The sequence below is a fragment of the Novipirellula methanifontis genome (assembly GCF_052161655.1).
Lineage (GTDB): Bacteria > Planctomycetota > Planctomycetia > Pirellulales > Pirellulaceae > Novipirellula.
The window spans coordinates 5,322,559-5,345,986 of sequence record NZ_CP197418.1; the positions used below are offsets into that span (position 1 = coordinate 5,322,559).

10 protein-coding genes are annotated in these 23,428 nt (G+C 54.7%); 4 read left to right on the plus strand and 6 right to left on the minus strand.

Annotated features, from left to right (window positions below):
* Positions 1-248 precede the first annotated feature (248 nt).
* The 3 genes from rarD to SH528x_RS19440 form a co-directional block, all read right to left on the minus strand.
* On the minus strand, positions 249-1,205 hold the full coding sequence (rarD, locus tag SH528x_RS19430; RefSeq protein ID WP_442505111.1) for an EamA family transporter RarD: 957 nt from the start codon (positions 1,203-1,205) through the stop codon (positions 249-251).
* A 264-nt stretch (positions 1,206-1,469) separates the two neighbouring features.
* Entirely contained in the window at positions 1,470-2,474 is a 1,005-nt protein-coding gene (locus SH528x_RS19435) for a ThuA domain-containing protein (RefSeq protein ID WP_442505112.1), read from the minus strand.
* A gap of 103 nt (positions 2,475-2,577) precedes the next feature.
* Positions 2,578-3,054: a hypothetical protein gene (locus SH528x_RS19440; RefSeq protein ID WP_442505113.1), complete on the minus strand. Its 477-nt coding sequence runs from the start codon at positions 3,052-3,054 to the stop codon at positions 2,578-2,580.
* A gap of 1,300 nt (positions 3,055-4,354) precedes the next feature.
* Here SH528x_RS19440 and SH528x_RS19445 point away from each other — a divergent pair.
* The 3 genes from SH528x_RS19445 to SH528x_RS19455 all read left to right on the plus strand — a co-directional run bounded on the left by SH528x_RS19445 (position 4,355) and on the right by SH528x_RS19455 (position 16,573).
* On the plus strand, positions 4,355-7,879 hold the full coding sequence (locus SH528x_RS19445; RefSeq protein ID WP_442505114.1) for a hypothetical protein: 3,525 nt from the start codon (positions 4,355-4,357) through the stop codon (positions 7,877-7,879).
* Complete coding sequence (locus SH528x_RS19450; protein ID WP_442505115.1) at positions 7,876-15,060, plus strand: hypothetical protein; 7,185 nt, start codon at positions 7,876-7,878, stop codon at positions 15,058-15,060. The genes SH528x_RS19445 and SH528x_RS19450 overlap by 4 nt, the downstream gene beginning before the upstream one ends.
* Before the next feature lie 121 nt (positions 15,061-15,181).
* On the plus strand, positions 15,182-16,573 hold the full coding sequence (locus SH528x_RS19455) for an SGNH/GDSL hydrolase family protein (protein WP_442505116.1): 1,392 nt from the start codon (positions 15,182-15,184) through the stop codon (positions 16,571-16,573).
* 453 nt (positions 16,574-17,026) lie between these two features.
* Here SH528x_RS19455 and SH528x_RS19460 read toward each other — a convergent pair whose 3' ends face one another.
* Both SH528x_RS19460 and SH528x_RS19465 read right to left on the minus strand, forming a co-directional pair.
* Positions 17,027-17,479 carry an RNA recognition motif domain-containing protein gene (locus tag SH528x_RS19460; RefSeq protein ID WP_442505117.1) on the minus strand — a complete coding sequence of 151 codons (453 nt, stop codon included), beginning with the start codon at positions 17,477-17,479 and terminating at the stop codon, positions 17,027-17,029.
* Between the two features lie 573 nt (positions 17,480-18,052).
* Positions 18,053-19,399: a CCA tRNA nucleotidyltransferase gene (locus SH528x_RS19465; RefSeq protein ID WP_442505118.1), complete on the minus strand. Its 1,347-nt coding sequence runs from the start codon at positions 19,397-19,399 to the stop codon at positions 18,053-18,055.
* A gap of 130 nt (positions 19,400-19,529) precedes the next feature.
* Between SH528x_RS19465 and SH528x_RS19470 the strand changes: the two genes are divergently transcribed.
* A complete protein-coding gene (locus SH528x_RS19470) occupies positions 19,530-19,964 on the plus strand; it encodes an NUDIX hydrolase (protein WP_442505119.1) in 435 nt (144 codons plus the stop codon).
* On the opposite strand, the gene SH528x_RS19475 is transcribed toward SH528x_RS19470, so the two are convergent.
* Positions 19,961-23,188, minus strand: a complete 3,228-nt coding sequence (locus SH528x_RS19475) for a hypothetical protein (protein WP_442505120.1) — start codon at positions 23,186-23,188, stop codon at positions 19,961-19,963. The genes SH528x_RS19470 and SH528x_RS19475 overlap by 4 nt on opposite strands.
* Between the last annotated feature and the right edge of the window lie 240 nt (positions 23,189-23,428).

Sequence of the window (23,428 nt, forward strand, 5' to 3'; positions counted from 1 at the left end):
CGCTGATGGGGATGGGGGCGTGATTGGAGGACGTGTGGGGGTAGCGAAAGGCGCGAAGACTTTCGGCGGAGAGTGGGAGGAAGCGGTCGGGGAACGAAACTCTTGACGGCTTGTTGATTTAGTGAGCCGTGACGCGTGGGCGGCCGGGTTCCACGCATTACCCGGTGCCTTACGGCCCACGGCTCACCACCACGATTTGTATTTCGAATAAATCAACAGCCCGTTGACGAGTTCCGCTACTTAAAGGTCTAGTTGCGGCTGAGGGCAACTTGCTTGCTGGCCAACCGCAACCGCAGCGTGGGACTGACCAAAAAGATCACAAGTCCGACCCAGACGAACCCGAATCCGATGATCCGCCATCCATCGAGAGGTTCACCGAACACGAACGCTCCGACGATGAACTGCAGCGTTGGACCGATGTATTGCAAAATCCCAATCGTTGACAAGTTGACCCGTCGCACGGCTGCGGCAAACAGCATCAGCGGGGTGATCGTGACCAAGCCGCCGCCGATCAACATCAGCGTCACGGTGGAACTGGCCCCGATCATCGCACTATCGCCAGCCATCGCTTTGGAACCAAGCATATAGAGCGCTGGCAGAAACAAGATCGCCATCTCGAACCACAATCCCATGATCGCGGGCAAGTTGGTCTTCTTTTTGATCAGTCCGTAAAACGCAAATGAACTGGCCATCACCAGCGACACCCAGGGAATGCTGCCACCCGCAATCGACATTACGGAAACCCCGACCGCAGCGACCGCAACGGCAAGCCACTGGATTCGTCCGAGCTTCTCACCAAGTACGATCACCCCCAGCATCACGTTCAACAGCGGGTTGATGTAGTATCCGAGCGATGCTTCGAGCACGCGGTTGTGCTTCACTGCCCACAAGAACGCAAACCAATTGATGGCAATCATGACCGCAGCGAGGGAATAGATCGCCCAATTCTTTGGGTTTCGAATCGCGATTGCAAACGCTTGGTACCCCCCGAGGTTTCCCTTGCGGAGCACAAAGGGGAGGACAAGGCAGAGCATCAAAAAGGACCATAGGATGCGATGCCATACCAATTCCGTGGCGTCCAGGTGGCTGAGTTGTCGCCAATAAATCGGAAACAAACCCCACAGAGTATGTGCAGCGATCGCGCAGAAGAATCCGAAACGCAAATCCAACGTCGAAGCAGCGGCAGTTTTTGCGGACGAATCCAAGAGGATACTCGGGTTTGTTTAAGGGGGGCAACGATCAGATAGCAACGATACTCTGGAACCACATCCACGTAGAGGGGATGGGGCCGGACCGCTCAGGACTTACCCCGTTAAGGACCGAAATCTCCCCTCATCCGCCACGATGGCGTGGATACCGGATCGACACCCAAAGTCATCGACACGTTCGCCCCTATTTTGTCTGGATCAAACGGAGGTAATCCGCCTGCGTGGAACGTCTCGATCTGTTGCCCGAAAACGGCCCGCCGCTTACTGGATCGACTTGGCTGATTTTCCAAGCTCCAGGTCTTCGGGCTTCAAACCACGCTCGACGAAATAGTTTTCGGGCTGAAAACCATAAAACGAGGGATCGTAGGGATCCACATAGCTGACATCCGCTTTTTGGGGAACGTCTTGGCCCGTCAAAAAGTAGCTGGCGTTGACCAACAAACGTCGTAAGTCTTCGCTCAGGAAATCGACTGCGGCACCCGCAGTGGTTGCAAAACATTGGCCTTCTTTTTCGCCTGAGGGTGCTTGGTAGCTTTTGAGCCACGCCAGCGGCATCATCGGATCATTGACTGGTCCTTCGACGATCGGTGCATCGGGATCGAGCGCCGCGATCACCGCACCTCGCAACAACACCGTCGCTGCTTGTTGATCCAAATGCACGACACCGTAGATATCCGAGGCGGTGTAGATATCCGACACCGAGTTCAGGATGGGGTGGTCGGCGTTCTCTTTGACGACGACCGCTCGGCCACCTTGTACTTTGTGCTGTCCGTGATGGCTGTGCCAATTCTCGCCGATCACTTTGATGCCAAAGTTAGCCCAGTTGTAGCCGCCAAACTTGCCGCTTTTAAAAGCGTGTGTCGAGGTACGGAATCCGATGACCGGTTTCCCGGCATTCAGGTAGTCCAAGATGGGCGCCATCTGATCATCGGGCAAAACTCGCCAGCGCGTTCCGATGATCATCAAATCAGCATCGGCCAACGTTTCGAGTCCAGGGATGTTTGAATTATTGTTGGGGTTGATGACGCCTGTTGCTTGGTCAATTGCAAACAGCACGGTGCATTTAAATCCGTGTCGTTGGCTGAGTATTTTACCGAGCATCGGACACGATTCTTCGGTGCGATATTCTTCGTCGCCTGAAATCAAAACGATATGGCGACCGTTGGAAGTTCCCGCAGCAGGCTCGAAAACTAGCCGATCCGCAGCGAGCGAGAGTGTTGTGGCGAACGCGAGTGAAACAAACACGGCAGCGCGAGTGGTGATCATCGTATACCTGGCGGGAAACATGAAATGGACTGAGATCTGGAATTCGCTAGTGTACTTGACGTTCGTACCGAAAAACAAGCAACGAGCACGAGGGAACGTGAACCTAAACAGCAGGGTTTGCTGCGATGTCGATGGAAACGGGCAATTTAGTGAGCCAATTTCTTAGCTGGCGGATAAAGACGTCGTTTTGCTCGTCGGCGACTCTCCAAACGGCGGCCTCGTTTGCTGCCGCCAGCCGCAATTCAGCAGCCCAATGGTCCAGTGATGTGAAGATGGCATCTTGTTTGGACGAGGGCACATCGATTGCCTGGAACTGAACTTTTCCACCCCGTGTCGGACGCTGCAGAAGGACCAGCCGTCCCGCATCCGCGGCGAAGCGTTCTCCCTCGAAAAAGACGCGGCGTAATTGATGATCGGCGTTGAATTGAAATACTGGGTCGGCACTGCAGTACATGCTTAATTGGCCGAGACTGCGAAAACCGATCGTCACGACAATTCCGTTGATGATTGTCTCGCCGCGAATTGACATTTGATGTCCGTCGCGAAGTAGGTCCTCTCGATCTTGTTCCTGTTTTGCCATGGATGGATGTTATACCAAGTGTGATTTGCAGTTTGCAAGCGAAAGTCCCAGCATGCTGGTGTGATCACCGACACCGACCGTGTTGTTCTGTTTTGAAGTCTGCAAAAGCTGCCGCGTCCTTCGCCACTTGTATTGGACAGTGAGACGCAAGATATTGCATCACGAGAACGGATTTCCAAGTTGGGGGACGCCACTTGGATACGTCGTCCAAGGAAACTCTCACGTTTCGCTCAGGTTGGACTTCCAAAGAGTGGTCGTGCCGCGTTTGCGCTCGTCGTGGCAAAAGTTTTAGTAGCTCCCCCAAGCTTCGTTGGGCGACTGCTGATTTTGTACGACATCACAGCGTTTAAGTTAGCCGCTTGGGCTAACGCCAGTTGAATGGTGACGGAACCGTGGCTGGCGGGCTGTTGAATTAGTGAGCCGCTCGCGCGTGAGCGGCCGGGTTCCATGCATGACCCGGTGCCTTACGGCCCACGGCTCACCGCTGCGTCTTGCATTTCGATTAATTAACAGCCCGCTAACGCCAAAACGGCTAATTAAATCAGCAGTCACGTCGGCTGAGGTGGAACGACCTTGATCGATTGCGAATTCGCGACTTATTAACCGGCCGATACATAGATGAAAAATCGGCAACTTGGCAAATCGGCAGAAGCCGAGTGCGGATTCAAGCACCGCATCGGCACCCAGTTTGGAATACGCGGTCATATCGACGACAGACACACTCACCCGGCACATTCCCACTGCTTGGAACCCGCGATATCCGAAAGAGCTCATTTGGCCGGGATAGCGCTGCCAGCTTAGGAATCCGAAGGTTGTGCGATCGCGTTTTCTCTCTTTCGGAAACTCGAAACCAGAATGCTGCTGTCCCCATCATCGAATCGCTTGATGGGTGGTGCGAAAACTCGCATTGAGGGGTTTGTTTGGCGCGATTATCGGCGTTATCCGTCGTTTTCGTCTTTTCAGTGGTAATATGCGTGGGATAGCTCACTCAATTCCTTTTGTGGGTTGGGGAGCTTGCGTAGACTATAGGGTATAACGTCGAGACAAAGTTTCTTCGCGATTTATCTCGTGTCGTTTCGGCGGCTCGCAAGTGCCTTGGTTGCGATGTCCGTCGCGTGTCCACTTTTCTTGAATCTTTTCCGGCGACCCTCTTGTCTTGCACGTCTTAGTGATGCCATCGATTCCTCTTCTAAACGGCTTCGTTTGTACGTGCTGCGACTCAGCAACACGGAATGAAGTTTCGTGCGAGGAAACATTGCGCAATGGAGAACGTCGACTAAAACCAGCTTCGCTTTCCCGTATGAATCGCCAACGTCGAGTCACGTCGTTGCTGGTTCTTGCGTTTGGGATCATGACATTTGGGATCACAGCGATGTTGGCTGGCGTGGCAGATGCCCAGGGGCCAGGATCAGAGCCGCCCCGCAGCATCATTCAATCCAGCAGCGATACGGTGGAGCCCAACTCCGGCAGTCCGCTGCGAGTCAAAGGATTTTTGTTTCTTGATGAGTCGGGCGTGCCGGTACTAATGCCAGGCACGACGTTCGAAGAAATCGAGCGGCTTCAGAACTTGGAAGCGGGCGTCGATTCTCGAAGTCAAGCGTTTGATTTTCAGTCGCTAGAGATCACGGGTGCCGCGTCACAAGGACGCGCCGAGCTGAAGATCGTCATTCGCTTGACGATCGATTCGACTTCGGGACGCACGGTTGCGATTCCGTTACGGATGCGAAATTTCATTCCGCTCGGACCTCCGGACGTCAGCGGACTGGACGAATATCGCATGACCGTCTCGGGTAGCGAATCCGGACACGTTTTGATGCTCAAGACAAATCGTCGTCGCGACGTCGTGATCACGATGAACGTCGCGGCGCGGGTTGAACCGGGACCGAATCATTCGCTGCAATTCCAACTGCCCGATGTTCCCTCGCTCGTGCGAATAACAACGGATGACGAACAATTTACAGGTGAGATTGTCGGGCGAGGCGATGAAGTGTTGCAGACGCAGCGTTCGGCCGCCAATTTCGCCGAATTCGTGATCGAAAGCGGCGGAGGTTTGTTTACGCTTCGCTGGGGCAAACGCGATCGTGCGACCGACGGCGCGCCATTGTTGGAAATCGATAACAGCCGGATTGTAGTCCAGTGGGATACACCCCAGGACCAACCGATTGCATCGTGCCAGATGATCATCCGCAGCGTGCGTGGCAGCATCAATGCATTGAAATTGCGGCTGCCCGAGAACGCCGTTTTACTTGACACACCCACGCTTGGATCCAATGGGCAATCGGTCGAAATCATCAGCCCGGTGTCACCGACGGGACCATCGACCAATGGTGAAGGGACGGTGCTTGATATCGTGATTCCCGAAGGCGAGCGTCAACAACGAATTGATTTGAATCTCGATATCCAGTTTTCTGCGAGTGACCCCAACGCAGCCAATCCGCTAATCTTTCGTGCCCCGGAAGTGATCGGGGCGCTTCGTCAACGCGGCGAGATCCAAGTTTCTACGGGCGACGATTTCCGATTGAGATGGCGGTCGCGGCCTTGGGTGCAGAGCATTCTGGCGCAACCGACCGAAGAGACCGGACGATCTTATTTGTTCCGTTATGATCGCGCGTCGTTCGACCTGCCGATCTGGTTGGCGACCACGCGACGTCAATTGCGGCTATCAACCGAGGCCGAGATTTCTCTGCACGACTCGATCGCCCGCGTGAAGTATCGAATCCTTTCGAGTGGTCGCGCCGCCGAAGGAACGATGCTGAAAGTCGACATGGGATCATGGCGATTGCGTTCGATTGAAAACGAAGAGACCTCGGAACAGATCGAAACGGGATTGAATGGCAATCTCCACGAGATCTATATGGAATCGGTTGCCAATGGCGATCCCTCACCCATTCGGATTGTTGCCGAACATGACTTGCCGAGCGGTTTGCAACCCGATGGCAACGCCGACGCAAATGAGGGCGTTGCGTTCACGTTGCCTCGGATCACCGATATCGAAGATACGATGCTGGTCCAATCCTCGACCGTTTCAGTAGCCAACCAAGGGCGAATGTCGTTTGTGGTCGATCTGCAAGACTCGCAAAATATCGATCGTGTCATTAATGCTGAAAATGCAACGGCCGTAGAAACCCCGCGTTCCAACTATCGCATTATCCCACCGGATGCGCCAGGGAAATTGGCAGGTCATGTGGTTCAGCAATCGCCAACGATATCGCTGGCGGGTGACGCAACCATTGAAATCGAAGGACAGAGCTTACACACGACGCTCGATTGGATTGTCAATTCATCCTTAGACTTAGAAGGTCGTCTGCCAATACAAATCGCATCGCCCGATTCTCGCAGATCGACAACATCGACTGAAACCGGGGGGGCCTCCCTCGCTACGACCGAGGATGCCGGCAGCGACCCTAGCAAATCAGGCGACACCGGGGAGGCGGCCACGGCGAATGTAGCACCGTTGGTGTCACCAATCGGTTGGACGGTCAAGGTCAACAATCAACCGGCTGTGTTGGAGTCGCGTGGTGATGATCGGTACGAATTGATTTCCGATCAATTGGCCAGCGGTTCGATGGCGATACGCTGGGAATTGCTGCGACCCCTTCGCCAATCCACGAACAATGACCAGATTGAAACGGTTGCCATTCCTCGGCCGTTTGGCGTCGACACGACGTTTCGTGGCTCAATGCGGGTGATGATGCAAGGCGACGCCGCTACTGAAATTGTCGCCGCGGACTCAACGACTAACCAGAGTGACCGAGGGGAAGAAGCTTCGAATTCCGAGAATAACCGCACTCGACCATCAACCGCTCGTGGCGACGACAAGTCGACCATGATATTGGAAGCGTTGCCACGCGAGCCGCTTCGTTTGCGAGTCCGATCGCGGCAGACGGATACCGAGGACGTATTTATCTCTAGAGCCGTACTGCGAACGACGGCCGGTTATGCCACGCGGATGGAGCAATTGCTTGCGGATGTTGAAGGCAGTCCCGAGCTGCGTTTGGGGCTCCCGACGGGCGACTACATGGTTTCTGCCGAGGCATTGGTGGATGGAAACGTCGCCAATGTACGTCGCGAATCCAACGCATTGGTGATCCAATTGCCAGCCGATGGGACTTCACACTTGGTGGACCTGAGAGTCTGGTTGCCGTTGGATGCGTCGACGATGGCAGAAAGCATTGGGCCCGCTTTGGATCTTCCGATTGGCGTTGGGCGTGTCTATTGGGAGATCGTGACCCCGCAAGACTCGCACGTGATCTGGGCATCGCCGACGCTAGGGCGTTCGATGGCGTGGCGTTTTGATCGCTGGCGTTTGTACCGCGAATCGACTCAGACGTCGCGTTCGATGGCGGCTTGGGTTGGCGGAACAGACCTCATCGAAGTTCCGCGTGGAAACCGCTACCTTTACGTCGGATCGGATGTACGGTCCTTTCGAGCGGTAGTCGTGTCTCGCACGGTTCTATGGGCAGCAACCGGATCGATTGTGTTGTTCATCGCAGTCCTGTTGTCCTTTGTGCCACAGACACGGCACCCGCTGTTTGCTGTGGTCGCCGCGGTGATGTTTGCGGGATTGTTGGTGGTTGCGCCGGACGCTGCCGTATTAGCAGGACAACTCGGCATGATTGCACTCGTGTTGGTCGTGGTGATGTCAGCAATCAGGACCATGGTTCAATCACGGGATCACAGCAGCGCACTTGATTCCCGACCACGCTCGCGTCGAATTGATGGCTCGACGCAAATGCAAAAGGACAGCTCGGGCGCCAGTCGCGGTACCATTTCAGCGACCCGCTCGATGGCGCATGCCTCAAGCGTGAATAAGGTGACACCGTGAGTCGCTGCGTTTGGCTTTGCACGTTCATTCTTGTCAGCGTTCTGGCTATGCCGCTGACTTGTCTGAGCCAAGACTCGCCCTCGATAACGCAGCCACAAGCGGCTGATACCGTTGATGATGAAGCGACTGCAGCTGCCGAAGACGTTGCCGGCGGCGCCGCCGAGGCCAGCTCTGGTTCAATGCTAAATCAGGACGCTAGTGACCCCGTTGACAGCGAGCCGTCGGACGGCGAACGGGTTGACAGCGAACCAGGCGACGGTGAATCCGCAGACAGTGAGAGCGTTGAGGCCTCAGACTCAGTCACCTCAGAGAATCCTTTGGCGGTACTGCCTGATCATTTGCCCGACGGCACACGGCTACGACTGATTGCACTATTCCATTCTCAGCTTACCGAGCTTGTTCCCGAGAATTTCCAGCCCATCTCGGTGCTGCGACTGAAGGAAGCCATCGATTTGGCCAGTAGTCTGGTGCCGGACGACAACGCCAGTCGACTGCGTCATGCGTTGTACGTGATCCAATTAGACGGCGATACGTTGATCAGCGATCGCTCGGTGCTTGATATTCAGTGCGATGATAAGGGGATCGTCCGTCGCCGATTGGGCGAAGTCAATCTTGCCATACATTCATCCGCTCGTAACGGCAACGTCAGCAACACATCGGCGATACCACGACTCGAGTCGCTGCCGGACGGAAACTTGATGGCAATTGTTGATGGTGATACCTCGCTCTCATTCTCTTGGAGCTTGAAGAGTTCCACCCAGGGGTTGGTCAAACAATTTGATTTGCGGTTGCCGCCATCGCCTCAGACACGAATCGTACTGCAAGTTCCCAAGGGCATTTCGGTTGAATCGCTTGACGGCGTCGTTCGTTTGTCGCCGAGTCCACCTCCGGAACTCGAACTGAGTGCACGAGGTGTCGACGCTCGCTATTACATCATCGACGCGGGGGGATTGTCACGGGTTCGCCTCAAGACGACGCGTGAAGGTTCGCGTGACAATCCACGCGAACTTTTGGTGCGAAATCAATACACTCAATACGCGATAGACACGTCGCGTGTCGTGTGGACGCATCAATCGATTCTGCAACTGCAAGTCCCCGATCGTTTGCCGTCAATGATTGTAGGCGATAGTGCAATCACGTCGATCTCGGTCAACGCAGTCGAAACTCCGTTTAGCACGACGCTAATCGAGGAAGGTGTGAACCGCATCGACATTGACTTGGTTGCCGGTTCATTGCCTCTGTCGGACACACCCACATCGGTGACCATCAAAGGCCAAACGGTTTGGCAAGATAGCGATGGGTGGTGCAACTTGCCACAACCGCAATTCTTAGTCAAAGGCACGGTCGTTTCGGAAGTGACCAGCAAGGTTGACTTGACGATGACGGACCCGCTGCGAGTGATCCAGTGGAAATTGCCCGACGGTTGGACCCTCTCGCCGGAAACCAGCGAGGCTGAACAGACACGCCAAATCTCGGCGACCGGGCCTCCCTACACGCTCGATGAAGCCGTCGTCGATCGCTTTCTCAATCTAGGTGAATCGAAACAAAATCAATCCGATGCCGTGGATAACTCGGGTACCGAAACGACCACATCTACAGCAAAACCGCCCGGTTTTCCGGCTTGGTCGAGCGTGCGGCTTGCAAAAGCATCGCCATTACGCGAGTCATCCACTGCGATTCGTTTCGCGTTAGCGGATGGATTGATTACGGCGTCAACTCAGATGAAAGTACGGATGGATCCTCGGCGAATCGAGCCGATTAAGATCGAATTGCAGCGTGGTTGGGCATTGCAATCGATCACGCTGGCTGTCTCGGGACGCGTGATCGAGACACCCGCAATCAACTCTGCAAACTCTCAGTTTACGATTTGGCCCGAAGCCAGTGACGTATTTGATTCCGAGTTGCTGATCCAAGCGACGGGGCAATCGAGGCTGATCCAAGCGGATCCACAAATCATTGTGCCGAAGAGCTGGTTCCTGCGATTCGTTGATGTCCAAGGCGACTTCATTGCTGCCGTGACACCGCCCGACGACTTGGATTGGTCCAGCCAAATGTCGCTGTTGAGCCAGCGGATAAAACGCAATGACATTGCCAAGCCGATTCGCGAATTTTTTGATCCGGTCAGTAAAAACGCAATGTACCTGCGCTGCGTGACGGGACGCACCCCAACGCTGATGCTGCAACCGCCAAGCGTCGCGTTTGACGTTGCCACCACGATGGTCATCCGGCAACAGGATGACGAGGTGCTAGAGGATTTGGTAATCGAAATGTCCTCGACAAATCCTTCGCCGCCGACGATTACCACACAAACGGGGCCCGACCACGATCGCCCTGCGTTTTCATGGAGTTTGCGACAAGCCGACGGTCTTGCCGCCATCAGTTTGCCGGCGTCAAACGTGATATTGGAATCCCCGGATTCGGATGGTGTGTACACCATCGATGTCTCGCAATGGAACCTCCGCGGCAGACGTCTGGTCGGTCGACGGCGTTATCCGCTCACTTCCGATATGTCGATTCGTCTTCCCGTGATCCCTAACGCCACGTCTCAGACCTCGGAAGTCTTGATCGGCGAAGGTGTCGTGGTCAAGCAGAGCGACGATTCTGTCTTGCGTGTTCCCGTCGACTCTAATTTTCGGCTCGATGAGTTGATCGATGGGCGGCGAGACGATCACTCCGCTGTTTCCCCAGTTGGCGAAACAGGCGAAAGCGACACCGCTACGTCGTCACCCACGCAATCTGATTCAATCGAGGTGGCGTCATCATCGGCTCCGGCAAATTTGATCAAGACACGATTGCGATACGATGCGGTTGACCAACCCTCTCTCGTCATCGCCAAAAGCAAAACGAATCCCAATGTCAATATTGTCTGGCATCAAGATGTCACGTTGGTCGCGTCCAGCCATGGCACGGACCGAGTGGAAGCGATATTGCAAGTCACGGCCTCGAAGCCGCTGGAAATTCGCTACGATTCCGATTTGCAACTGGTGTCGGTCGAACAGAATGGAGTGGCGCTCGAATCATTCGACCTCGACCAGCGGCCGTTTGTGGTCCAGCCCATCAAGCCTATTCGCAGCCAACGAGTTCGATTGGTGTGGAGTCGGCAACAAATTCATCGTCGATGGTGGCGAAAATGCACCGTGCCTTCAGTGGACGTCGCAGCAGTGGTGATGCAGTCTCAATCGGTGGTTCGTGCATCGTCCGACTCGTTTTTGCCTGGCATTTTATGGATTGACGCGTTGTCGGCGACACCCCGTTCGACGCTGACATTGCCTGCGGGCACCGAGATCCTGCTGATTCGCCGCAACAACGCGCTGGCCCTCGGATGGTTGACCGCGATCATGGTGTTTGCGTTGTGCTGGGCGGCTGCTCGTCGATCGCTTTACATCAATCTGATGATGGTTGTGTTGCTGGCGATGATGGCCGCTTTGTGGTGGCCGTGGCACGCCATCTTGATCGGATGGTTTATCGTTCCCGCGATTATGGGGGCCTTGTTGGTCAGTACGTTGCGTTGGAGGACTTTTATGGCGGAGCGTGACGAACGACGCCAGCAGCAGATCGATGAACAGCATGATTCTCAGTTAGCTGAGGAAGCCGCCTTGGATTTTTCGTTGACCGCACCGCCTAGCGTGATCGCCTTGGTTGCAGTTTTGAGCTTTGCATCGGGTAGCTCGCATGCCCAGGATGCAAACGTCACCAATAGCGATACAAAAGCCGCAATCTCTGCCTCATCCCCGATCCAACCAAGCGTTGACGTATTGGTTCCCGTGGACAAACAGGGGAATCTTGTTGGCGACAAGCTTTACGTCCCTCGCGAATTAAAAACATCGCTACTAACGCTTTCGTCTCGATCGCAACCCGAGGACGCTCGGTTCCAATCGGCAAGTTATCGGCTGAGGGTGGAATCCGATGAAGAAGCGTTGCGTCCGGGAACGCTGTTGCTCGATGCAGACTATATCATTCACACGGATCGCGCTACCGACCGCGTGAAACTGCCGTTCGCGCCCGACACAATTCGCCGAATCGAGTTGGTTCAAGACGAACAAGATCGCATCGTTCAATTTGTTGCCAGCACCGAAGAGGAAGTCATTGCAAGTGTGCCGCTGGGAGAACGATTTCGCTTGCGAGTGACGCTAATTCCTGATTGGATGCCGAGTGAGCACCGAGGCCAATTGAACGTCAAATTGCCGCCCGTCTCCTCATCGCGTTTGACCGTCGAAGGCAGTGGCACACTGGATCGCGTACGCATCATTGGATCGACCGGCCAAGTGCTTTCGCAGCGTCAATTGCAAATCTGGACTGCGGAACTCGGACCAATCGAAAAACTGACGATCGAGATCGACTTTAACCAAGGTACCCCGACGACGACGTCACTGCCGCTACGGCGACGATATTGGCTTCACGCTGGAAAGGATTACACCACGGTTGAATGTCAGGTCGAGCCGACTTATGCAGTCTCGGCGGGGGACACCGTTTCACTTCTGATTCGTGATTCGTTGATGCCCACAGTAGTATCCACCTCGTGGGAAATTCGGCAAACCGATCTGCTTAGCCCAACACGGCGGCAGGTAACGCTGGCGGCGTTATTGGACTCACCCGGTCCAATTCAATTGCTATGGACATTGCCATCGCGTGTCAGCAACGCAGATATGTTCGAGGATGCCGTATCGATGGTCATTCCGGATGTCGTACCGACAATGTCCGGCGATAGTGAACCTGCTTGGGTTGGCATCAACAGTGATCCGGGAATTCGTGTTCTTCCGGTGACACGTGAGCCTTTGGATGCATTGACCGACGACCAATTCCTAGCGGTTTGGTCAGGATATCGTGGCGGCAAACCTGATCGCACTTTTGTCGCGTTTGGTCAATTGCCGTCGTTCCAATTGGTCAGTGTTCCGTCGCCGCGACCTACCATTGCCCAGACGCATCAAGTTCATATTGCGGACGATGCGTTGGAAATTCGCTATCGAGCAGAGATCGTTCACAATAGCAAGCAACCGCGGCGTTGGATTCTGAAACTACCGGCCGGAGTTTCGCTACGGCAATTAGCCATCGATGGACAACCGACCGATGCTCGACCGTTAGTTTCCAAAGCGTTCACCGAAGTCATGCTCGGTGACCTTTCCGACCGATCGACGAGTGTGGTCGAAGCGATCGCGGTGTCGAATTTGCCTGCCAAGGGCAAGTTTACTTTGCCAAGGCTAACGCTAGCCCCAAGTTCGGATACAACGGATCGCTACTTTGTGACGCGTGACCAATCGCTCGATGTGCGAATCGCGACTCGTCCCCCCAATGAGTTTGTTGAACGCGCAACAACAGGCGACTTGGACCATTTGGCAAAAGGCTGGGTGCCGGTCGTTGGCTACGAATTTAATTCGAGCATGGTCGGTGATGCAATGCGGATCCCCACGATGGTTCTGAGGTCGTCGACCCGTCCAACCCGGTTTGACGCCAGTCAACTAATTACGTTGTCGTGGAGCGAGGGACGCTGGAGCATGCACTCGTTGACACGGTTTGGGCCAGGCAAACTTCCCGATTTTATCGATATCCAGGTCCCGACCCGGTGGTGTGAATCACTTGATGTATTGTCCGCCGCTCGTTGGTCTCGCCAACCTGCAAACGAAGTATCGACACAATTAATACGTGTCTCGTGCGACGAACAGGTCCGCGAGACGCGGGTGATTTCGATTCAAGGAACGCTCGCGACGGCGGACAAGTCGCGGGTCAGCGTGCCGTCGATTCAGATTCTGGGCGAAGGCAGTCGGTCCGTCCACGTTTCGGTCCCCAGCCGCTTGACGAATGAACCGATTCGTTGGCGATCGAACTCGGTTCGGGCCGCAGAGCTTCCTCCGTTTTGGGCGGAAGTTGCCCAGCAGAATGACTTGGATCTTGGCGGACCTCGAGCGACATTCGCAGTGGCGGCCAACGGATGGTCAATTGAGTTGGCTCCGTTGCAACAACAAAATCGCATCGCAAAAGTGATCACTGCGGACACGCGAGTGTTTCCCGGGCACAAACGAACTGTCGTTATGTCGCGTTTCGATTTGGTTCCTGGTTCGCTTGAATCGGTCGATATTGCGTTGCCACGTGGGGCAACCTGCTTGGGGGCATGGACAGCAAACCAGGCCGTCAACTCGACCGAGGTGCCACCCGCCGACTCGTCGGATGTCGCGGCGGCCGAAGCCAATGGAGGCAAGGTTATTCGGTTGCCTCTCTCGCTTAGTCGGCTCGCCCAAAGTGTCGAAGTGATGTTCGATGTGCCATTGTTTAGTGCTCGGCAAAGCGACTTTGCAGCCACGATTTTGGCGGTCCCCGTTAATGACGCATGGATTTCAACCTATGCCTTTTCGGAATCGAATGATTCCGAAACATCGAAAATGATCAAATCGATCGCAAACCACGACAAGGAGATGGAGGGGCTAACGCCGGAACAGACGCGTGCGGCCATGCTCCAACAACGCGGGATATCGTTAGCTGCATCCATTGTGCAAATGATTAGCGATTCCAGCGACATTCTCGCCGAACGGCCCACGGCGGAATCGACCACGTGGATTCGCCCCATGATTGCCAGATACGAAGAATTGGCAGCGGAAGCGGGGTTTCCTGTCCAATGGGAGGTAACGGCAAAACCGACAGGTAGCAACGCAGATACAGATGCGAAGGCAAAAGCAACGAGCCAGTCAAAAGAGCTTTCTACGGCAAAAACCTCGGCGGATCAACGTTCCGGTCTCGCCGGGGAGACGCTTTCCGGATTGCCGAGCTGGGAGAAACTTAATGCGCAGATGTTGGTGCACGTAAAACGCTATTCCAGTGGATCGATTGATATTCCGTTTCTGTTTTCCAATCGCGACAATTTAAAAGGTTATCAACTTCAGCAGATCCAGCGAATGGATGAACAAGTTGTCCTCGATCCCGTTCTACCCGCGGATTTGTCTGAAGCCCATCTGCAATCGATCATCGTGAACTCGATTTCGCTGTTGGGTGCACTCGCTGTGGTGGTGCTGCTTTGGCCGTTGAAACGATTCGTTGACCCGATAACTTCGTATCCCGCTTTCTGGCTCTCGCTTGTTGCGTTGTGCGGTTTCTTTGTCGCCCCCATACCGGTTGCCGCTAGTTTGTTATTGGTGGCGATCTCGGCTCCGGCATTGCCACGCAGACGTTTCCGCAGACGGCTAGCTCGGTAGCTTTGATCGCGACTCATGCTCCGGCAACCGCATTTCGGTTAAACTGTTGAGCCTTCGCCATCACAGAGTGGCGATCCAGCCAACTTGCTCCCACCCTTTCAAGCCCCCTGTTGATCACGCCATGAAAAAATTGATTCTCCCGGTATTGCTCGCTTGCATCTGTGCACACAGTACAAGATCCGTATACGCACAGTCCACTTCGCCGGCGGCGGTCGCACAGCACGTCGATTCGGTGGTCATGCCATCGGGTCCTTACAAGTATGAAACCAAGCCGGACGACGAAGCGTTTGCCGCATTCAATCCGCGGAAAGCGCCGGCAACAGGACCTTTGTTGCTGAGAAAAGGGGATCGTTTAGCCATTTGCGGTGATTCGATTACCGAACAGAAAATGTACTCGAGGATGATCGAAACCTATCTTACTGTGTGTGTGCCAGAGCTCGAGATCACGGCGCGTCAATATGGATGGAGCGGTGAAAAGACCGACAACTTTCTCCGCCGCATGGATCAGGATTGTTTGACATTCTCTCCAACGATTGCCACACTCGCCTACGGCATGAATGATTCACGCTACCGTCCGTTCGACGCGACCAATGGTCGCTGGTATCAAGACCATTACTCGGCGATCGTGCAACGTTTCAAGGTAAATGATGTTCGCGTCGTCGTCGGGTCACCCGGTTGTGCGGGGAAAATTGCGAGTTGGGTGAAATCCAAAGCGGGAGATCTTGAAGACCATAATGTTCATCTGTGTGCTCTACGCGATATCGCAATGATGGTAGCAGAAGAAAACGAGGTTCGCTTTGCCGATATTTTTTGGCCGATGTACCAGGCTCAAGTGTTTGCACCCGCACAGCATCACGCAACACTAGAGTCACCCTACAACGTTGCTGGAAACGATGGCGTTCACCCGGGCTGGGCAGGACACACGATCATGGCTTATGCGTTCCTAAAAGCATTGGGACTCGATGGTGAAATTGCCAAGATTGAAATCGATCTTAAAAGTGGAAAAGTAACGACCAGCGACGGCCATCAACTCGTCTCCTACGACGATGGAAATGCGACACTGCAGAGTAAGCGATACCCATTCTGTGCCAGCGGCGATGTTGATCGCGACAACTCGATCCGTTCGGGTATGACTCTGATTCCGTTTAACGAGGATCTGAACCGTTTCACGTTGACCGTCCACGGTACGACGAACAACGAATACAGAGTGACTTGGGGCGACCAATCTCGGGTGTATTCTGGTGCCGATCTTCAGGCGGGAGTCAACTTGGCGAACGATTTTGCGATCAACCCGTTTTCCGCGGCATTTGCGAAAGTTGACGAGGCGGTTGCAGCGAAACAAGCCTTTGAGACTCACCAAGTCAAAAAAGTCTTTCATGGTAAAGAGGGCAAGACGGACTTTGCTGCAGCGGTCGAGAAGACGGAATCGGAGCGTGCTCCACTCGCGAAATCGATCCGGGACGTGATGCAACCGGTGACTCATACGATCCAGGTCACGGCGGTCACGCAATAGATCGGGCTTGCATCGTGATAGATTGCTTCGGCCGCCTGATAAGAAGAATTCAAGTGGCAGGCCGACTTCACCTAGCAGGCGGACTTCAAGTTTCGATGCGAACGCCCGTAACACAAAGTTGACGGGTTGGTTGGAAGGGCGATGATCCTGGGCAGCAAAAACTTTGGGAGTGGCGTCAGATGTTGGGAGTGAGTTCTTCTTCCGGCCAATGCTGCAGTTACCTCTCCACCAACGAAGTTGGTGGAGAGGTGGCAGAAAACCAACGCAACCAAAAATCACAAGAAGCCCAAAGTTTTAGCGGTGCAGGCCAATCCGCCAGCGGTGATTTCCCAATCACGGCGCAAAAAAAACGGCATTGCTTAGGAAGTCCTAGGCATGCCGTTCGATATTTCAATGTTTTCACTTTGTGCCCCGTTGCCAGGGCAAAGCTGCAATCAGTTAAACCGTGAGGTCTTAGTAGCGATCGCCACGACCGCCACCGCTGCCGCCGCGACCACCGCCGCCGCCACCATAACCGCCGCCACCGCTGCCGCCGCGACCACCGCCGCCGCCGCCACCGTAACCGCCGCCACCGCTGCGACCACCGCCGCCGCCGCCACCATAACCACCACGTCCGCCGCCGCCTCCGCCGCCACGTTCTTCACGAGGGCGAGCTTCATTGACTGTCAATGAGCGGCCGTCATGTTCCTTTTCGTGCAGTCCAGTGATAGCCGCTTGAGCTTCAGCATCGCTGCTCATCTCAACGAACCCGAAGCCTTTGCTCCGGCCACTATCGCGATCAGTGATGACCTGGGCGCTTTCAACCGTGCCAAACTCTGAAAACAAATTTTCCAGATCAGAACTTGAGACACCAAAGCTCAAGTTTCCACAATACAATTTCCTTCCCAACGCTAAACTCCTGTGCAAGGATTTGACCGCCCGCCGTTGGAAGTTGCGGGCATAAAAGACTGCGGCCTATTTGGAGACCTACCAAGTGGGACGGACGAAACTGCACGCCCCGGCCTACTAAATCCGGCTACGAGCTGCACGATCAACCAACCAACCAAGGTTCAATTTACCGATTTAAACCGCCGCGTATAGCCCAAAGTCGCTCCAGAAACTGCTCCCAAGGGGGAAATTTACCCAAAAATATCGCCGCGATGTCTCGACCACTCGGACCCACGAAACGCGAAAACAACCGTCCCTAACGAGGCGAACTTCTTATAAGCAAGCAAATCGGAGGTGCCGATCCTATCCCCAACCGTCGGGATACAATTAATCCACTTTCCGCCATTCTCGCTCTGGACACGCCAGTTGAAGCGGATAATTGTGCGGCAAAACAGCCCAAAAGCGATGCAAATAACGATCGTTGGCAATTGAAGTTGATCCAGCAATTGCAAAACCGAGACGTGAGCCCTTGAGAAATCAGGCACTCTTCCCCTTTGCATGATCGCCAGCCCTCTCAGGGCCGGCTATCCGCGGTCGCCCACAGCGATCGTACTAAAGTTCACGCGACCAATCCCGCGCCCGAATTTCACTAATCGCTTGCTCGCGAGTTTGTAATTCACCGTCAAGTTGACGCTGCCTAAGATGTCGCAATATCTCTGCGTACACGGGACCGGCGGGAATATCCAACTCGGCCAGATCGCCGCCGTTGAGCAGGGGAACCGGGTCGAGCACATCCTTGGATTGGGACAACGCCTGCTGAACGCGTTCGATTCCTTCGTGCCCGAGCTCATCTGCGGCAGCGAGATCCATTGCGACGTCCAGTACAAACGTCACATCGCGATCGATCAAGATCGGTTGAATCTTTGACCAGGCCAATTTGTGTGCATTCACTAATTTTGGTGCTGCCGAAACCGCGGCCGTGATGATCCGCACCTCCTCGTTCGAAAGCTTCCAGCGGTCGGTGATCGCCGCAAGATCCGCGGACGGCTTCTTGCTGGCCAGCAAAAGAGTGGCAAACGCAGTAGAGAAGGTACGGCGACGCTTCTTCACGAACAGTCTCGCCACTCTCTGGCGATCCATGTGGCTTAATTCTGGCAAAACGTGAGGCGTCAGCGACAGGCTGTCGAGATAATCCAGTCCGCTAGGGACGTGTTCCGATGCCATGCAGCGACGCATCTCGACCCCGATTCGCTCGCCGCTGACCACATTAATCTCGTCAGCCTTTTCACGAATCGCTGCCGCCGTTTCAGATTCGACTTGAAATCCAATCGTGGTTGCGAAGCGAACCGCACGCAACATTCTCAGTTTGTCTTCGGCAAATCGATGGCGGGGGTCGCCGATCGTTCTCAGCAGCGAACGACCAATATCTTCGCGTCCACCAACGTAATCGATAATTTGCGAAGTGCTTGGGTCGTAAAACAGCCCATTGATTGTGAAATCGCGTCGCATCGCATCTGCCGACGCATTCCCAAAATGAACGCTGTCCGGGCGTCGACCATCCAGATAAACACCGTCACTGCGAAAAGTTGCGACTTCGGTCGGTTCGATTTTTTTAAGGTTTCGCAGAGGGGCGTCGTCTTTTTTGCCAGCCACTGATTTCTTAGACGCTGGCTTCGGAGACAAAGGTTCTCGGCGATCTGGCAACACGCCCATCACGCCGAAGCTAGCTCCGAACGAAAGCGTACGATTCTTGCCAAACACATCACGGATCGCATCGGGCGTCGCGTCGGTCGCCACGTCATAATCTTTGGGCGATTTCCCGAGCAGCGCATCACGGACGCTGCCGCCCGCGAGATAAGCAGTAAAGCCAGCACGACGCAAACGGTCGATGATTCGGATCGCTTCCTGGGCCGGTTGGCTGGAAAAATCAAAGTCGAAAAGGGTGCGAATAGGATTCAAAAAATCGACGTAATTTGGGGCACGGTAGTGACATCGAGCGATCAGCCGTCGACTCGACACAACGGGCGATCGACGCCTTCGCTGGTTAACTCCGATTGTGGCTCAAGCGATTCTTGGGTAAAAGCACGGTATGAGTCACTTCAAGCAAAGAATCGGAAAAAAGCGAGGTGTCGTGGGAGTGATCTTCCGCGACGAGAAATTGTTGATCATTCGCCGCTCGTTGACCGTCACGGCACCAGGAAAGCTATGCTTACCCGGCGGGACGATCGAAAAAGGAGAGAGCGAGGAGTTTGCGTTGGTTCGCGAAATGCAAGAAGAACTGACGATTGATGTAACGCCAGTAAGATTGGTTTGGCGAAGCGTCACCCCTTGGGGGACCACGCTGGCGTGGTGGCTTTCCCATCTTGATTCCGACGCGACCCCGGTGCCCAACCCGGACGAAGTCGCTGAGTACCGCTGGATGAATAGCAGGGATATCTGCACAGAACGTGAGATGCTGCCCAGTTTGCCCGAATTCATCCAGGCGGTTCGCACACGCGAAGTCGAATTGGATTTCGCATTTTAGTTGCGGTCTGCCGAACGCCCGCCAGGATGAGTGGCAACACGTGCAGGATTGCCTTCGCTGATCGACATTGCAATCCATCCTTCGCGCAATTCCAACTGGCTGATCTGCAACTTTTCTGCCGCGGGATGCGAAACCAACAATTCCGTCGTCAGCGGGAACCCGTGATTCGGTGATAACACCTTGTTGAAAATCGCACGGATCGGCAGTCGCTCTCGCATCGATAGGCTAGGCCCACTGATGCTGAGATGCCCCTCGCGAACAAGCGTCGCTCGCAGACCCTCAACTTGGGGCACGTACGCAGCACGCACAACGAAGCGACGCAAATCAAACGTCTCTCCGCGAGTCAGTCGTACAATCCGTAGCGTCAGCCAAAGCTTGCCATCTTCGATTTCGACGGTGATCGGGCGTGTCTTAGCAAACTGAATCATGACATCGTTGGGGATGTCGTCGGGGACCACGGCTAGATTTTGTCCGAACAGCATCATTCCTTCGCCAACCATGTCCGCAATGAAACGAGGCTGATCTCGCGGTACAAGCTGTTCGAGCGTGTTGTTCATCGCAGATTGATGGACCTGGACACTCATCAAGCTGTCACGAAGTGCGCGTGGCCGTGGGGTGTAGGCACCAAGCTGCCAATCGCCCGCCAGTCGATAACGCGCCAACAAGCGGTCGTTGGTCGTTTGCATGTCGGCGACCTGTGGGTCAAGCTTCAGTGCACCGAGCGGTCCCAGTACCATCTTGGACAAACTGCGAGCCGAATCTTTGACCTCTTTGTCGATGCGTTGATCAATTTCGCCACCTACCTGATCGCGAACTTTTTCTTGGGCGAGACGGTTCGAGATCGGTTCGAGTGAATCGTAGCGTGATGCGGCAATACTTCGTACGAGTGCACCAATCAGCGGCCAGTTGTCGTATTCGGTTTCGATTCCTTGCAATCGGTTTTCACCACGAACATCGACCCATGACTCGCCTAGTTGTACCCCGTCGGGGGTAATTTCAATGGGGGTCGTCGCTTGGAAATCAGTACCACCGCGCGTCCGCAGTGCAACGGGGCCGCTGAAACCCACCGATTGCGTCTGTACATTCCCGGTGGTTTGCAAATCAATTTGCCAATGATTTGGTGATGGCAACAGTTTGATACTGAGCGCACTTTGTACATGGCTCATCCCACGCACACGACTGCCTAGCATCCGAGTGCGAACGGGGATCGATTGCGGAGCGATCGTCGGCAGCATTCGTTGCAGCATTTGCTGGCTGATCGCCATCCGCACGTTTGCGTTTCGATAATAGGTGTCAATCGCTGTTGCGACTTCGACTGCGACGGGGTTGTCCGCGTGGCGAAGCGTTTGAACGGCCTCGGCGATTTCGACCGAGACGGTATCAATCTCGTTGGATTCTTGGTGCTCGATTTGATTTAACAGACTCGCGTAGTCCACCGCACCGCGAGTCCAGGGGCGAACGACGACGGCAAGCTGCTCGATCGCATCGTTGCCAAGCCAATCACGATGTTCGGGGTGCAACCCGTGCCAACGCAAGCGGGCAAGGAAACGTTTTGCCAACATCGCACGATCGTCTTTGGAAATTCCTGTTGCTGCGTTTTCGATCGCGTCGAGCAGCAAAAATTGACTCCATCCTTCCGCATCGCCGGTTTCGGCAAGAATCTGTCGTACTTTGGCAACATAGGCTCTGGCGTCGACTTCACTGTCGATTCCATGACGCGAGCTGAGTGTTTGTGTGTCTCCCGTTTGCGTTAAATGCCAAATCGGTTTCCATACCGCTACACGTCGTTCGATTGCAAAACAGGCGTAGAGGAATCGGATCTGGATCTCACGCGTCGCCATCGCTTCGGCGGTCGCGCGGCCGTGTTTGCGGAGCACATCGAGTTCATCGATCAGCTGACCAGCACGCGAAACACCTAGACGCGGTTGAGTACGCAATTCACCCAGCACAGCCTGGACTCGTTGTGTCCAATGATCCACCGCAGTCATCTCTTCTTGCCGACGCGTCGTTCCAACGTCGTACGATTTGAAATCCGCCTCGGAGTCGGAATTTGCAAATTCAGCCAACAGGTTCAACTGTTGGTCTAGACGGCTTGTTACGGGCCAGCCAGCGGGACTCAGCTGGTGTGATCGACGACTCGCTTGAAAGATCGCTCCAGCGTCTTGCGATGATACTGTGTCATCCGAGAGGTTGGCTTTGGCAATGACCTCCGGAGTGCGCGGGTCGAAACTGGATTGGGGGCTGATCTTCGACAGCACCGAAATTGATTTTGGCAAAATCGATTCGCGTGTACTTGGGTTGGCAGCAAGATCAACCGACGGTGAGCGTGTCGGTAAAGCGACGTTCAACGAGACTTCATTGCCACTGACGCGAGAATAGTCAACGCTGGGACTCAGGATCGCAATTTCATCATAAGATCTTGCTAGCGACAACTCGTCGTCGATCATCGGATTGTCATGCCCAGCCAACTCGTGCTGTTCGTCGCGAACCGGAGCAAGTAAACGACCAGGGGTGGCCGCCGTCTCCGCCTTCGAAGTTGCCTCAGGCTGTTTGGATGGCTCAGCTTGCTCTGCGATTGCGGCCACACTGGGTTTCGCAGGCGTTTGCTCATTACGATCGCCGGTGACATGAGTCTCGTTCGCGTTTCCGATAACCGTGTTGGTCGCCCCTAGCAGCAAGCTGCCTTGCATTTGGTCTTCATCGACAGCCGACTCGAAAGCGAACGCGTCAAAGCGATTCGCGGCTGCGATGCTGAGTTCGGCATCCAAATTTTCAGGAACGGCCGGCATCGGTTCTTCGATCGCTTCCGGCAATTCCGTGGGCTGGTCGCTGGTTGCGATCGAGGCGGATGGCGAGATTAGCTCACGCTCAAGCCGAATCGGCATCCGCATTCCGCGTGAACCATGCTCGGTGCGTTCGACGAGGGTCACGTCGACGACCGGAGGTTCAATTTGCTCGTGCAATACGCTAACTTCGATAGTTGCAGAATCTGCTTCCGATCGTGAAACTGGTTTAGCGGTGGGCAGCACCGACACCGTCGAAACGACTGCTTTTTGACCTTTCGGCTCGGCGACGGAGTGTGCAGTTGGCGAGTCTTGATGCCGTTGTGGTGTTTCAAACGCGATGAACGAAGGGTTATTTGCCCCGAACCACGAGACCGCTACAACGACCAACGAGGCTAGCAAGGGCCAGAAAACCAACGATCTTTTGACGTCTTTACGCATCCCGATCTCATCTCAAATTAGCTTGAAAAGTTAACAAAACGGCCGTTTTTCGGGTGGTTGCCGACCATGGCAATTCTCTCTGGCCGTTGTAGACTAGCATCGGCGATATAACCGTCTCAGTTCACAAAGGACTTACGATCGCTAAAAAAAGGCGAGAAGTCGCCAGTCCCCCCAACCCGCACGAGCGGTTTTTATGTACCATTTTGCGAATCAAAGTTCGTGTTGGCTGAGCGACCGAAA

Coding starts and splice junctions, on each gene's coding strand:
- SH528x_RS19435 (WP_442505112.1), bottom strand. CDS start 2,474: ATGATCACCACTCGCGCTGCCGTGTTTGTTTCACTCGCGTTCGCCACA.
- SH528x_RS19440 (WP_442505113.1), bottom strand. CDS start 3,054: ATGGCAAAACAGGAACAAGATCGAGAGGACCTACTTCGCGACGGACAT.
- SH528x_RS19445 (WP_442505114.1), top strand. CDS start 4,355: ATGAATCGCCAACGTCGAGTCACGTCGTTGCTGGTTCTTGCGTTTGGG.
- SH528x_RS19455 (WP_442505116.1), top strand. CDS start 15,182: ATGAAAAAATTGATTCTCCCGGTATTGCTCGCTTGCATCTGTGCACAC.
- SH528x_RS19470 (WP_442505119.1), top strand. CDS start 19,530: ATGAGTCACTTCAAGCAAAGAATCGGAAAAAAGCGAGGTGTCGTGGGA.
- SH528x_RS19475 (WP_442505120.1), bottom strand. CDS start 23,188: ATGCGTAAAGACGTCAAAAGATCGTTGGTTTTCTGGCCCTTGCTAGCC.